This window comes from Arthrobacter sp. PM3 (assembly GCF_003352915.1).
Classification (GTDB): Bacteria; Actinomycetota; Actinomycetes; order Actinomycetales; family Micrococcaceae; genus Arthrobacter.
In genome coordinates this window covers 4,299,708-4,312,812 of record NZ_CP022314.1, presented here as the reverse complement: position 1 = coordinate 4,312,812, position 13,105 = coordinate 4,299,708, and the positions used below count along the sequence as shown (strand labels likewise).

Below are 13,105 nucleotides of genomic sequence, written 5' to 3'. Positions count from 1 at the left end.
AAGGGGACACCATGAGCGCCTCTGTTGATTTCCAGGAAGCCAGTGACGCCGCAGAGCGCCCGCTGCTTGAAATCAAGGACCTCGCCATCGGCTTCACCACCGGCAACGGTGAGGTCAATGCCGTCCGCAACGCCCGCCTGACCATCATGCCGGGCGAAACCGTCGCGATCGTGGGCGAGTCGGGCTCCGGCAAGTCCACCACCGCGCTGGCCGCCATCGGCCTCCTCCCGGGCAACGGCCGCGTCACGGCAGGCCAGATCCTGTTCGACGGCGAGGACATCGCCAACGCCGGCGAAAACCGCATGATCGAACTGCGCGGCAACAGCATCGGCATGGTCCCGCAGGACCCCATGTCCAACCTGAACCCGGTGTGGAAGATCGGTGACCAGGTCCGCGAGACGCTGAAGGCCAACGGGCTGCCCAACGGCCCGGACGACGTCGCGAAGGTCCTGTCCCAGGCCGGGCTGCCGGACGCCGCCAGCCGGGCCAGGCAGTACCCGCACGAGTTTTCCGGCGGCATGCGCCAGCGGGCGCTGATCGCGATCGGGCTGTCCTGCCAGCCGCGGCTGCTCATCGCCGACGAGCCCACCTCGGCGCTGGATGTCACGGTGCAGCGGCAGATCCTCGATCACCTGGACAAGATGACCACACAACTGGGCACCGCGGTCCTGCTGATCACGCACGATCTCGGCCTCGCCGCCGAGCGGGCCGACCAGGTGGTGGTCATGTACCGCGGCCAGGTCGTCGAGTCCGGACCGTCGCTGGAGCTGCTGCAGAACCCGCAGCACCCGTACACGCAGCGGCTGGTGGCCTCCGCGCCGTCGCTGGCGTCCCGGCGTATCCAGGCCGCCAAGGAACTCGGCGTGGAAACCGACGACATGCTCGCACCCACCGAAACCGGTGTGGTGGAGCCGGCCAAGACCGACGACGTCCTGCAGATCCAGAACCTCCGGAAGGTCTTCAAGCTCCGCTCCGGCCTGGGCAAGTCCAGTGACTTCACCGCCGTCGACGACGTCTCCTTCAACGTCAAGCGCGGAACCACGACGGCGATCGTGGGGGAGTCGGGGTCCGGTAAGTCCACGGTGGCGCAGATGGTCCTGAACCTCCTCACGCCGACCTCCGGAAAGATCATCTTCGACGGCGTGGACACCTCCACGCTGAACAGCAAGGAGATCTTCGCCTTCAGGCGCCGTGTGCAGCCGATCTTCCAAGACCCGTACGGTTCGCTCGACCCGATGTACAACATCTTCAGGACCATCGAGGAACCGCTGCGGACCCACAAGATCGGGGACAAAGCCAGCCGCGAGAAGAAGGTCCGGGAACTGCTGGATCAGGTGGCGCTGCCGCAGTCCACCATGCAGCGGTATCCGAACGAGCTCTCCGGCGGCCAGCGCCAGCGCGTCGCGATCGCCCGCGCCCTGGCCCTGGACCCCGAAGTGATCATCTGCGACGAAGCGGTCTCGGCGCTGGACGTGCTGGTCCAGGCGCAGGTGCTGAACCTGCTCGCCGAACTGCAGTCCCGGCTCGGCCTGACCTACCTGTTCATCACCCACGACCTCGCCGTGGTCCGGCAGATCGCCGACCACGTCTGCGTCATGGAAAAGGGCAAGCTGGTGGAGACCGGGTCCACGGACGACGTCTTCGAGGCGCCGCGGCAGGAGTACACCAAGGCCCTCCTCAACGCCATCCCCGGCGCCGGCCTCATGCTGCCGCCCGAAGTGGCCTGATCCTAAAGTCCTGTCGCTGCTAACACTGTGTGGCAGCTAATACGCAGGCAACGGCAAGGAGCCGGTGACCGCCCGTGGGGGCGGCCACCGGCTCCTTTGTCGTTTCCCGGTGCCGATTTCCGGTGCCGTTTTTTCTGGTGCCGGGGCCGGTGTCAGCGGATCAGTCCGGCCAGCATGCCGGGGTCCGCATAGTCGAGCCCCATCGCTTCCAGCCGCTGGCCGAAAACGGCGCCGAGGGCAGCATGGCCATGCCGGTTCAGGTGCACCCCGTCCGCCATCGAGCCGGTGAGGTTGTACCGGGTGAGCCAGTCGCCGGCGCTGACGAACGGCAGCCCGTGCCGGCTCGCCACGGTGCCCAGAAGAGCGTCAACGGCGCTCCGTCGGCCGCCGCCATAGTGGGCTCCGCGCGCGAGCGTGCCGACCATGAGCAGCCGTGCCGCGGGGTAGCGCTGCTGGATGCTCGTGATCAGCCGGTCGGCGTTGGCGACGATCTGCGCATCGGAGGCGCCGCGGGCGGCGTCGTTTCCGCCTCCTTCGATCACCACAAGCGGCGGGGTGCCGTACGGCAGTTTCCAGTCGCCGCGCTGAAGCGCATCAATGTAGTTGCCGGTCTTGCCGTTCGAGGCCACATAGCCGGTGCCGCCGCGGCCGCAGAAGAAGACCTTGTACCCGGCCGCGGCCAGTCCCTGCCGGGGCCAGCCATAGGCCGGTTCCGATTGTGAGTCGCCAATGAGCACTGCGATGTTGGCGGTGTCCTTGATGATCACCTCGCTGCGGCCGTTGGCGGGATTGCGGTAGACCGCACCGCCCGGCAGGCTGGCGGGATCGACGGTGGCGCCGATCCGTGTCTTGGCCGCGGTCCCCGCCGCAACCGGCGCTCCGGGGCCGTTGGCCGCCGCGCTGCCGGCCCCGGTTGCCGTACCGTTGCCGATTCCGGCCTGGCCGGCGGCCGCGGGCGCGCCGGAGGTGCCCGCGTCCCGCGCGGGTGAAAAAGTTGCCTGCCCGCAGCCGCCAAGAACTACGCCTACGGCGATCATCGTTGCGACAAAGCGGGACAGAGCCGATGCGTTTCGCATGAATGTCTCCGGGCTTGCTTGCTGCTTTCAGAGCCATAATGGGCCATGCACGGGTGAAAATCCAGTGACTTTACCCACAAGTAATAATACTTTTTCGGGTGTCGTCCCGGGGGCGGCGACGGCGGGCCGGCGCCCACTGTGAGCGCTGTCATGCGCGCGGGCGGATGCGCGATTTGGGCCAATAAATGGCCTACCCCTTAGACTATTAACAGGTGCCCTGTGTCGAGGGGCGTATCCGTCGTGCGTTCCGGTTGGAAATGTCGCGATACCACAGCTGACTTCACCACTGAATCGAGCAATAACGCATGTCTGAAACCACCACCAACACCGCGGTAGCCACTGCATCGCGCAGTGACCTGCGCAACGTCGCGATCGTGGCCCACGTTGACCACGGCAAGACCACCCTGGTCGACGCCATGCTCAAGCAGACCAACTCCTTTGCCGAGCACAACCACCTCGAAGACCGCGTCATGGACTCCGGTGACCTGGAGCGCGAAAAGGGCATCACCATCCTGGCCAAGAACACCACGGTGGCCTACAACGGTCCGTCCTCCAACGGCGAGACCATCACCATCAACGTCATTGACACCCCCGGCCACGCCGACTTCGGCGGCGAGGTCGAGCGCGGCCTGTCCATGGTCGACGGCGTCGTCCTCCTCGTCGACTCCTCCGAGGGCCCGCTGCCGCAGACCCGCTTCGTGCTGCGCAAGGCGCTGGCCGCGCACCTGCCGGTGATCCTGCTGGTCAACAAGACCGACCGCCCCGACGCCCGCATCGATGAAGTTGTCCACGAGTCCATGGACCTGCTGCTGGGCCTCGCTTCGGACCTCGCCGACGAAGTTCCGGACCTTGACTTGGACAAGGTCCTCGAGGTTCCCGTCGTTTACGCCGCCGCCAAGGTCGGCCGCGCCTCCCTCGAGCAGCCGGCCAACGGCTCCGCACCGGACAACGAGGACCTTGAGCCGCTGTTCAAGACCATCATCGAGCACATCCCGGCCCCGACGTACAACCCGGAGGGCGTCCTCCAGGCACACGTCACCAACCTGGACGCCTCTCCCTTCCTAGGCCGCCTGGCGCTGCTGCGGATCTACAACGGCACCCTGCGCAAGGGCCAGCAGGTTGCCTGGGCCCGCGCCAACGGCGAGCTGAAGACCGTCAAGATCACTGAGCTCCTCGCCACCAAGGCCCTGGACCGTGTCCCGGCCGATTCCGCCGGCCCCGGCGAGATCGTCGCCGTCGCCGGTATCGAGGACATCACCATCGGCGAAACCCTGACCGACGTCGAGAACCCGCAGCCGCTGCCCCTGATCACCGTTGACGACCCGGCCATCTCGATGACCATCGGTATCAACACCTCGCCGCTGGCAGGCAAGGTCAAGGGCGCCAAGGTCACGGCCCGCCAGGTGAAGGACCGCCTGGACAAGGAACTGATCGGTAACGTCTCCATCAAGGTGCTCCCCACCGAGCGTCCTGACGCCTGGGAAGTCCAGGGCCGTGGCGAGCTCGCGCTGGCCATCCTCGTCGAGCAGATGCGCCGTGAAGGCTTCGAACTGACCGTCGGCAAGCCGCAGGTTGTCACCAAGACCATTGACGGCAAGGTCCACGAGCCGATGGAGCACATGACCATCGACGTGCCGGAAGAGTACCTCGGCGCCGTCACGCAGCTCATGGCCGCCCGCAAGGGGCGCATGACCAACATGGCCAACCACGGCACCGGCTGGTGCCGCATGGAGTTCATCGTTCCGGCCCGCGGCCTGATCGGTTTCCGCACCAAGTTCCTTACGGACACCCGTGGCGCCGGCATCGCCGCCTCCATCTCCGAAGGCTACGAGCCGTGGGCCGGCCCCATCGAGTACCGCACCAACGGTTCGATGGTTGCCGACCGTGCCGGTGTGGTGACCCCGTTCGCGATGATCAACCTGCAGGAACGCGGCTCCTTCTTCGTCAAGCCGACCTCCGAGGTCTACGAGGGCATGATCGTGGGCGAGAACTCCCGCGCTGACGACATGGACGTCAACATCACGAAGGAAAAGAAGCTCACCAACATGCGTGCCGCTTCCTCTGACTCCTTCGAGAACCTGACGCCGCCGCGCGAGCTGACCCTCGAAGAGTCCCTCGAGTTCGCCCGTGAGGACGAGTGCGTCGAGGTCACCCCTGAGGACATCCGTATCCGCAAGGTCATCCTGGACTCCAACGAGCGCGCCAAGGCGAGCCGCGCCCGCGCCAAGGCCTGATCCCGGTCCCCGGGCTGCGGCTGCACCATGACTAAGAGGGTTGCCGGTACGGCAGGCGGCATTGCCGCCGCCGTGCCGGCAGCCCTTTTTGTGGCCCTGGCCGGTACGGCCCTGCACCGGCACGACCTGGTCCTGGCGGGCCTCCAGGTTCCCTGGGGAGCAGCCGCGGCCCTGGTCCTGCTGGGCTCGGCCCAGGTGTGGCTCGGTGCGGCGTTCCGCTCTGTCATCCCCGCGGCGGTGTGCGGAGTGCTCTGTTACGCGCTGACAGGTTGGTGGTCAACCCTGGAAGCGGGCAAGCGGCTCATCATCGGCGACACCGCGGGCAACGTCTGGGTCTTCGGCATTGCGGTGACCACCATCGCCATGCTGCTGTGGTGCCGGCGGTACAGGCAGCCCGCCGGCTGACCCCGCCCCCACCCGTCCCGCACCGTCCCGCCCCGTCCCGCCCCAACCGGCGGGACATGCTCATTTTTGGGCCTGCTGGTGGGCATCGTGGCATCATGCCCGTTCCCCGGCGCACCCACTGGACATGCCCGTTCCTGGCCACCGGACATGCCCCACGCGGTCCAGCAACGCGGAGCATGTCCACCGTTGGCTTGGCGGGCCGACCCGCGGTCCAGGAGCGCTGCACCGGGTTGTCCACATAGCCCGGCCCCGACTACTCACGCACCGTCCGCGACTGCACGATGGGTCCATGGCCAACATCATCGAGGTACTCACCAAGTACGACGGCGTCGCGCGCGCCAAACACATTGCCGCCGCCGGCGTATCCGATTTCCAGCTCAAGACCGCAATGGCCAGTGGTGCCGTGTTGAGGGTTGCCTACGGCGTTTATGCAGTTCCCGGAGCCGACCCGCAGCTCATCGCCATCCGCTCGCTGCCCGCCGAGCCCGCCTGCGTCACCGCGGCCCTCCTGGGCGGGCTGTGGGTACTTGACGCCCCCCAACGAACCACACGTGGCAATCACGCACAGCCGAAGTTACCCGGGCTACGTGTGCCACAGGTCCTCCGCGCCGCTGAAGCTACTGGATGTCGTCATCCAAAGCCTGCGTTGCTTGCCCGAACCTGACGGCCTCGTCGTTGCCGAGTCTGCCGTCGTGCTCAAAGGACTCCAGATCAGTGCTCTGCGCCAGCGGCTCGACGGTCGAAACGACGTCCGGGAGCGTCGGATCGTGTCCGGGATCGTGCCTCAATCGCAGTCCGTGATCGAGTGCCTGGCGCGATATCTTCTCCGGCGGGCCGGGTTCCATGTCGAATCTCAGGTCAATGTGCCCGGTTTGGGTCATCTGGACCTCATGGTCGACGGCCGGCTCGGGATCGAGACGGATGGGGCTGCCTACCACATGGACAAGGCGAGCTTTGAGGAGGACCGACGGCGGTGGAATGTCACCACGCGCCGCGGCATCCCGACACTTGTCGTGAGCTACCAGTTGCTGAGGGATCACCCGCAGGAGTTCATCGCCATGGTCAAGGAGACCCTGAACAGGCTCACGGCCGCAGCCTAGGGACGGGACGGCCTTCGTCCCGCAACTTCTTGAACCATCGCCGCCGGCGCAACCGTCGCGGCATGCTAAACCACCACAGCGCGCCAAACCACCGCGACATGCCAAACCACCACAGCGCGCCGACTCACCGAGGCTTGTCCACTCACGACGAGACTTCTGGCGCCGCCACTGGACGCGTCCCGCGGTCCGTGGATTCACCATTGGGCATGTCCTGCGGTTGCTCGATCCACCATTGGACATGTCCTCCGCTGGCTTCACCGGATGGACATAGTGGGCCTATGCCCATTTCTCCGGGCCGCAAAAGAGCATGCTCACTGGGAGGGAGGCCAGGGGGAGCACATGCCCGTCCGATGGAGCGGCAGGAGGACATGTCCAGTGGTGCGGAGAGCATGTCCGGCCGGAGGGGCGGGAGGGGAGCATGTCCGGTGGCCCCGGGGTGGCGGGGAGGGCATGTCCGTCCGGTGGAGTGGCAGGAGGGCATGTACAGTGGCGCCGGGGTGGTGGGGAGAGCATGTCCGGCCGGAGGGGTGCGAGGAGAGCATGTCCAGTGGTGGGGTGGGCAAGGTGGGAGCCTCTAGCCCTCACGAACCCGCCCCAGCCCCCACGAACTAGCCCTTACGAATCCGACCCGATCCAAGCCCCCGACCCGATCCCATCCCTGCCGCACCCGTGCCGGCCGTGCCCGTCAGGGAGCGGGGACCCGGGGGCCGCGGCGGGGTGGGGCCGGGGGGACTTCCTTGGCTGCGACGACGAGGGGGAGCGCGATGACGACGTCGGCCCGGCGGGTGCGGACGGTGCAGTCGCCCTGGCCGCGGGCCACGAGCTCGCCTAGCGCGTCCGTCAGGCCGCCGTCGATCCGGTACCGGACCACGACGCGCGTGCCCAGCGGGGCGCCGGAGAGGAACTGCTGGGGCAGGGGCAAAGGCGAGCTCATCAGATCATAGTAAGACGCGGACCGAGTGTGACGTCCGGCTAGGTTCGCGGGAACAGGCTGGGAGATAATAGGCTCAGAAGTCAGCAGCCCGGCTCAGGGCCTGGAAAATCATCCGGCCGGTCGCCGGAACCAACGTGGAGAGGCCAGGGACGTGACGTACGTAATCGCGCAGCCGTGTGTAGATGTTAAGGACAAGGCATGTATTGAAGAGTGCCCGGTCGACTGCATTTACGAGGGTGAGCGTTCCCTGTACATCCACCCCGACGAGTGCGTGGACTGTGGCGCCTGCGAGCCGGTCTGCCCCGTCGAAGCGATCTACTACGAGGACGACACCCCCGAGGAGTGGGCCGACTACTACAAGGCCAATGTTGAGTTCTTCGACGAGCTCGGTTCCCCGGGCGGCGCCGCGAAGATCGGGAACACCCACACGGACCACCCCATGATCGCCGCCCTGCCGCCGCAGAACCAAGACCACTAGGACGGCACAAGGGTGACATCCGCGGTGCGCACTTTCGGCTTGAGCCTGCCCGACTACCCTTGGGAGGCGATGGCGCCGTATCTTGCCACGGCCTCCCGGCACGAGGCGGGAGCCGTGAACCTGTCGATCGGCACTCCGGTGGATCCGACGCCGGCACTGATCCAGGACGCGCTGCGCGCTGCAGCGGATGCCCCGGGCTACCCCACTGTCCACGGGACAGCGGCGCTCCGGGAAGCTATTGCCGGCTGGTTTGAGCGCCGGCGCGGTGTGCCCGGGCTGGATCCGCAGAACGTCATGCCGACCGTGGGATCGAAGGAGCTCGTCGCATGGCTGCCGTTCCTGCTCGGCCTGAAGCCGGGCGACGTTGTGGTCCGCCCAACGGTGGCGTACCCCACCTACGACATCGGTGCGACGTTTGCCGGTGCGGAGCAGGTCGCGGCTGATGATCTTGACGAGCTCGACGCCGGCACCCGCTCCCGGGTGCGCCTGGTCTGGGTCAATTCCCCGGCCAACCCCACCGGCAGCGTCCGGGACATCGCATCGCTGCAGCGGATCGTCCGCCAGGCCCGCGAGATCGGCGCGGTGGTCGCATCCGACGAATGTTACGCCGAACTTGGCTGGGGGGAGTGGGATGTCCAGCGCGGCGGCGCACCCGTCCCCAGCATCCTGGACCCGCAGGTCACGGACGGCTCGCATGAAGGCCTCCTGGCCGTGTATTCGCTGAGCAAGCAGTCCAATGTGGCCGGCTACCGCGCCGCGTTCGTCGCCGGCGACCCGGCGATCATGGCAAACCTGGTCAACAGCCGCAAACACGCCGGCATGATCGTTCCGTACCCGGTCCAGGAAGCCATGCGGGTCGCCCTGGGCGACGACGCCCACGTTCTGGCCCAGAAGGACCTCTACCGCGGACGCCGGGAACGGCTCGTGCCGGCGCTGGAGAGCTTCGGGCTGACCATCCACGAGTCCCGGGCCGGGCTCTACCTGTGGTCCACGGCCGGCGAAGCCACATGGGACACGGTGGGCAGGCTCGCGGAGCGCGGCATCGTCGTCGGCCCCGGGGTTTTCTACGGCGACGCCGGCAACGGCTTCATCCGGGTGGCGCTGACCGCCAGCGACGAGAGGATCGACGCCGCCGTCGCGAGGCTGGCCACGGGGGCGTAACAATGCTGTGACGCGTGCCACATGTGGCGTGTTTTCGGCGGTTTGGCGCCCTCGCGGATTAGTGCCACCCGCGAAGTGACGGTACTTTTTAACTGACGATCAATGGTGGCTTTCCACAAGAAGGCAGCGCAGCCTTTGGAAATCCTGTCCGCACAGGATCCGCGGGCAGCTTCACCAGATGTTGGACCAGCTTTCGACAGAGGCCCCGACGCCTCATGAGGAGACTCCATGACTGAAACCACCAGCGCAACCCTGCGCCATGCCGGCGGCGAGCTCGAACTCCCGCGCATCAAGGTTGTAGAAGGAAACGAAGGCTACGACGTTTCCAAGCTGCTGAAGCAGACCGGAGCCGTCGCCTTCGACCCCGGATTCATGAACACCGCAGCGACCACGTCGGCCATCACCTACATCGACGGTGACGCCGGGATCCTGCGCTACCGCGGCTACCCGATCGAGCAGCTGGCCCAGCACTCGAGCTTCCTGGAAGTGTCCTACCTGCTGATCTACGGCAACCTCCCCACGCCGGCCGAGCTGGAGTCCTTCGACCAGCGGATCCGCCACCACACCCTGCTGCACGAGGAGCTCAAGGGCTTCTTCAGCGGTTTCCCCCGGGACGCCCACCCGATGCCGGTGCTGTCCTCGGCCGTGTCCGCGCTCTCGACGTTCTACCAGGACTCGCTGGATCCGTTCAACGCCGAGCAGGTGGAAGTTTCCACCATCCGCCTCATGGCCAAGATGCCGGTCATCGCCGCCTACGCGCACAAGAAGTCGATCGGCCAGCCCATGCTGTATCCGGACAACTCGATGAACCTCGTCGAGAACTTCATGCGGCTCAGCTTCGGCCTGCCGGCCGAGCAGTACGAGATCGACCCGGTCATCGCCAAGGCCCTGGACCTGCTCCTGATCCTGCACGCCGACCACGAGCAGAACTGTTCGACCTCCACCGTCCGCCTGGTCGGTTCCTCGAACGCGAACCTCTTTGCGTCCGTCTCCGCCGGCATCAACGCCCTCTTCGGCCCCGCCCACGGCGGCGCCAATGAGGCCGTCCTGAAGATGCTGCGCCAGATCCAGGCCGAAGGCATCAAGCCCGAGGACTACATGGAGAAGGTCAAGAATAAGGAAGACGGCGTCCGCCTCATGGGGTTCGGGCACCGCGTCTACAAGAACTACGATCCCCGCGCCAAGATCATCAAGGCCACGGCCCACGAGGTCCTCAGCAAGCTCGGCGGCAACGACGAGCTCCTGGACATTGCCATGCGCCTGGAAGAGAAGGCGCTCGGCGACGACTACTTCATCCAGCGCAAGCTCTACCCCAACGTGGACTTCTACACCGGCCTGATCTACAAGGCCATGGGCTTCCCCGAGAAGATGTTCACCGTTCTGTTCGCCATCGGGCGCCTGCCGGGCTGGATCGCCCAGTGGCGCGAGATGATCAGCGACCCCAACACCAAGATCGGCCGTCCGCGCCAGCTCTACGTCGGGGAACCGGAACGCAACTACCCGTCGCTGTAGCGGGTCCGCCGTTCGCGGCAGCCGCCGCACGGCGAGGACAACGCACGGCATGGACGACGCCGGCCGCGCACCCCAGCAGGGGTGCGCGGCCGGCGTCGTTTTCCGGACAGTGCGCGCCGCTGTGACGCGCCCCACACGCCGCAGGGCGCCGGTGTGCCCTGCCGGGGCCGCCGTACAGACGTGCTAAAAAAGACCAGTGCCTAAATTTGTCGACGCCGCCATCCGGCGCCAGGAAATAGTAGACGCGGTTTTCAGAATCATCGCCGCCGACGGCTTCGAACGGGCATCCCTGCGCGAAGTGGCGGATGAAGCGCAGCTGGCCGTCGGCTCGGTGCGGCACTACTTCGCCAGCAGCGACGAGCTGCTCTCCCACGCTTTCGCGGCAGTGATCGACCGGATTGTCGGACGGCTCGCGGACGCGGACGTGCGCCTGGGGGAGCTGCGGCCGGGCTCGGAGGAGCACCACGGTGCGGTCCTGGGCCTGCTGGGTGAGTTCCTTCCGCTGGACGAGGTGCGGGCGGTGGACGCCTGCGTCTGGATGGCCTTCAAGAATGCCGCCCGGACGCGGCCGTTCCTGGCCGCGGAAGCGGACCGCAGCCACCGCGCCGTGGCAGCGGTGGTGGGCGGGCTCGTCCTGGGCCTGGCAGGCGGCGGCGCGGACGGCACTGACGACGGCGACGACGGGTCGGCGGACGGCATCGATCAGCAGGTGCTCGTCACCGAGGCCGAGCTGCTCCTGGCGGTCCTGGACGGGCTGACCATGCACGCCCTCCTGCAGCCGGAATGGATGACCGCCCGGATGTGCAAGGATGTGCTGGAATCCCATCTCGAGGGCCTGAACCGCCGGCTGGCGGACCGTACAATCAGCCGGGCAGCCAGCCGTTAACGTGCACTAACAACAGGAATAGACTGAGATAGTACGTCTTGCCAAGGGAGGCAATTGGATGCACCACACCGGCGGACCTGGCTGGCGGATCACCATGGATACTTCGGGTCCCATGCTCATTGCCCTTTACGTTCGTGACGCCGCCGGCCTGGACACAGCCGGGCATCCGGCGCTGTGCCATGTGGCACCGAAGATCCGCGCCGCGGATCATGCGCACCTGATCTCCGAAGTCGGCGGCCCTGCGGCGCTCAAGACGGAGTGGGAGGCCTGGTGGGAGCAGCTGCTGAAGGCCCATCCGGAGATGTCGCCCGAGCTCTCCCCGCCGGGATTTGGCACGTTCAGCAACTCGCCGGCGCTCCGGCGGGTGCTGCAGGCGCACTTCGGCGCCGCGCTCACGTGGTCCCGGGAACGGCTTGCGGAATACGGCGCACTGGAGGCCGAACGCGAGGCCAATAGCGCCAATGAGCTCCTGGCCGACATGGTGGAGGACCGCCTGCTGGAAGTGGGCCGTGCCGCGAAGGACTTCAGCCTGACGATCATCGAGCTCCCGCTCGCGGAGCCGCGCGCCTGGTACCTCGAGCCGGACAAGATCATCATGAGCCACGAGTTGTTGTCGCAGCCGGAACTGTTCCGCAGCTACGTGCAGCCCGTGGTCGATCTCCTCGTCTGACCGAAGGCTGCCGGCTGCGCCGGCGCTAGCCGGCCGGGGTGTCGGCGACCGTGATCCGCACCTGCCCGGCCGGGACCTGCGCGGGCTGCCAGCCGTCACGGGACTGCCGGTTCCAGGCGTGTCCGTCCACTTCGACGCCGGTGATAGCCAGCGTCTTGGCGTTGGCCACGGCCCACTGGGCCACCGACCAGGCCTCGGTGCCCTCGGCGTCGACCAGCAGCGTCCGGCCGCTGGTGGAGACGGGCAGATTGCCGAGGGCCGCTGTCAGCTCATCCGCAACGGCGGCCGGATCGCCGGCGGCCTCGGGGGACCGCAGTGAGCAGTCCAGGCCGGCCGGCGTCTGGCCGCTCAGTGCGGACGCAAACGCGCGGGCCATCACCTGATGCTGGGCGTAGGCGCCCGGGTAGGCTGAGCGCTGCACCTTTTGGGCGGCGACGGTGATGTCCATCGACTCGTAGCCGGAGACCTCTACGAGCGCATCGTAGAAGGCGTTGCTGGCGTGGTACGGGTCCATTACCTGGGCCGCGGTGCCCCAGCCCTGGGAGGGCCGCTGCTGGAACAGGCCGCGCGAATCCGGACCGGCCTGGTCGCCGTGGCCGATGTTGCGCAACTTGGACTCCTGCATCGCGGTGGCCAGGGCGATGCTGGCCGCGCGGGCCGGAAGCCCGCGCCGGACCGCCACGGCCGTGATGAGGGAGGCGTTCGCGGCCTGGTCCGTGGCGAGGTCGTCGCCGCCGCTGCCCGCCGCGGTGCAGCGCTCGGTGATGAGCGTTTCCGAGCGCTGCAGAAACGCCACGGCGGTGTAGATCGCCCCTGCGACCATTGCCAGGGTCAGCAGAAGGACGATCCGGCGCCGCCAGCTCCCTCGTCGTGCCACGAAACGTACTCCCTCAGGCCCTGGCGGGCTGCGTCGTCGGCTGCA

Annotated in this window: 13 protein-coding genes; 10 read left to right on the top strand and 3 right to left on the bottom strand. The window is 67.2% G+C overall.

Annotated features, from left to right (window positions below):
• The first annotated feature begins 11 nt into the window (after positions 1-11).
• Positions 12-1,727, top strand: coding sequence for an ABC transporter ATP-binding protein (locus CFN17_RS19595; protein WP_208749324.1), 1,716 nt, complete (start codon positions 12-14; stop codon positions 1,725-1,727).
• Positions 1,728-1,879: 152 nt separating this feature from the next.
• Here CFN17_RS19595 and CFN17_RS19590 read toward each other — a convergent pair whose 3' ends face one another.
• Positions 1,880-2,803 (bottom strand): SGNH/GDSL hydrolase family protein, encoded by a 924-nt coding sequence (locus tag CFN17_RS19590; RefSeq protein WP_208749323.1) that lies wholly within the window; start codon positions 2,801-2,803, stop codon positions 1,880-1,882.
• A gap of 305 nt (positions 2,804-3,108) precedes the next feature.
• On the opposite strand from CFN17_RS19590, the gene typA reads away from it, so the two are divergent.
• The 4 genes from typA to CFN17_RS19570 all read left to right on the top strand — a co-directional run bounded on the left by typA (position 3,109) and on the right by CFN17_RS19570 (position 6,542).
• Positions 3,109-5,037: a translational GTPase TypA gene (typA, locus tag CFN17_RS19585; protein WP_208749322.1), complete on the top strand. Its 1,929-nt coding sequence runs from the start codon at positions 3,109-3,111 to the stop codon at positions 5,035-5,037.
• A 27-nt stretch (positions 5,038-5,064) separates the two neighbouring features.
• Positions 5,065-5,442 (top strand): hypothetical protein, encoded by a 378-nt coding sequence (locus CFN17_RS19580; RefSeq protein ID WP_208749321.1) that lies wholly within the window; start codon positions 5,065-5,067, stop codon positions 5,440-5,442.
• Between the two features lie 289 nt (positions 5,443-5,731).
• Positions 5,732-6,106: a type IV toxin-antitoxin system AbiEi family antitoxin domain-containing protein gene (locus CFN17_RS19575; protein ID WP_208749320.1), complete on the top strand. Its 375-nt coding sequence runs from the start codon at positions 5,732-5,734 to the stop codon at positions 6,104-6,106.
• On the top strand, positions 6,093-6,542 hold the full coding sequence (locus tag CFN17_RS19570) for a hypothetical protein (RefSeq protein WP_208749319.1): 450 nt from the start codon (positions 6,093-6,095) through the stop codon (positions 6,540-6,542). The genes CFN17_RS19575 and CFN17_RS19570 overlap by 14 nt, the downstream gene beginning before the upstream one ends.
• 685 nt (positions 6,543-7,227) lie before the next feature.
• Here the strand turns inward: CFN17_RS19570 and CFN17_RS19565 are convergent.
• Positions 7,228-7,476: a hypothetical protein gene (locus tag CFN17_RS19565; protein ID WP_208749318.1), complete on the bottom strand. Its 249-nt coding sequence runs from the start codon at positions 7,474-7,476 to the stop codon at positions 7,228-7,230.
• Positions 7,477-7,627: 151 nt separating this feature from the next.
• Here CFN17_RS19565 and fdxA point away from each other — a divergent pair, with 151 nt between their 5' ends.
• The 5 genes from fdxA to CFN17_RS19540 all read left to right on the top strand — a co-directional run bounded on the left by fdxA (position 7,628) and on the right by CFN17_RS19540 (position 12,183).
• A complete protein-coding gene (gene fdxA, locus CFN17_RS19560) occupies positions 7,628-7,954 on the top strand; it encodes a ferredoxin (protein ID WP_208749317.1) in 327 nt (108 codons plus the stop codon).
• 12 nt (positions 7,955-7,966) lie between these two features.
• Complete coding sequence (dapC, locus tag CFN17_RS19555; protein ID WP_208749316.1) at positions 7,967-9,115, top strand: succinyldiaminopimelate transaminase; 1,149 nt, start codon at positions 7,967-7,969, stop codon at positions 9,113-9,115.
• A 228-nt stretch (positions 9,116-9,343) separates the two neighbouring features.
• Positions 9,344-10,627: a citrate synthase gene (locus CFN17_RS19550; RefSeq protein WP_208749315.1), complete on the top strand. Its 1,284-nt coding sequence runs from the start codon at positions 9,344-9,346 to the stop codon at positions 10,625-10,627.
• A 196-nt stretch (positions 10,628-10,823) separates the two neighbouring features.
• Entirely contained in the window at positions 10,824-11,513 is a 690-nt protein-coding gene (locus CFN17_RS19545; RefSeq protein ID WP_208749314.1) for a TetR/AcrR family transcriptional regulator, read from the top strand.
• Between the two features lie 58 nt (positions 11,514-11,571).
• Positions 11,572-12,183: a hypothetical protein gene (locus tag CFN17_RS19540; RefSeq protein ID WP_208749313.1), complete on the top strand. Its 612-nt coding sequence runs from the start codon at positions 11,572-11,574 to the stop codon at positions 12,181-12,183.
• A 25-nt stretch (positions 12,184-12,208) separates the two neighbouring features.
• Here CFN17_RS19540 and CFN17_RS19535 read toward each other — a convergent pair whose 3' ends face one another.
• Positions 12,209-13,006 (bottom strand): hypothetical protein, encoded by a 798-nt coding sequence (locus tag CFN17_RS19535; protein ID WP_208751608.1) that lies wholly within the window; start codon positions 13,004-13,006, stop codon positions 12,209-12,211.
• Positions 13,007-13,105: the final 99 nt, after the last annotated feature.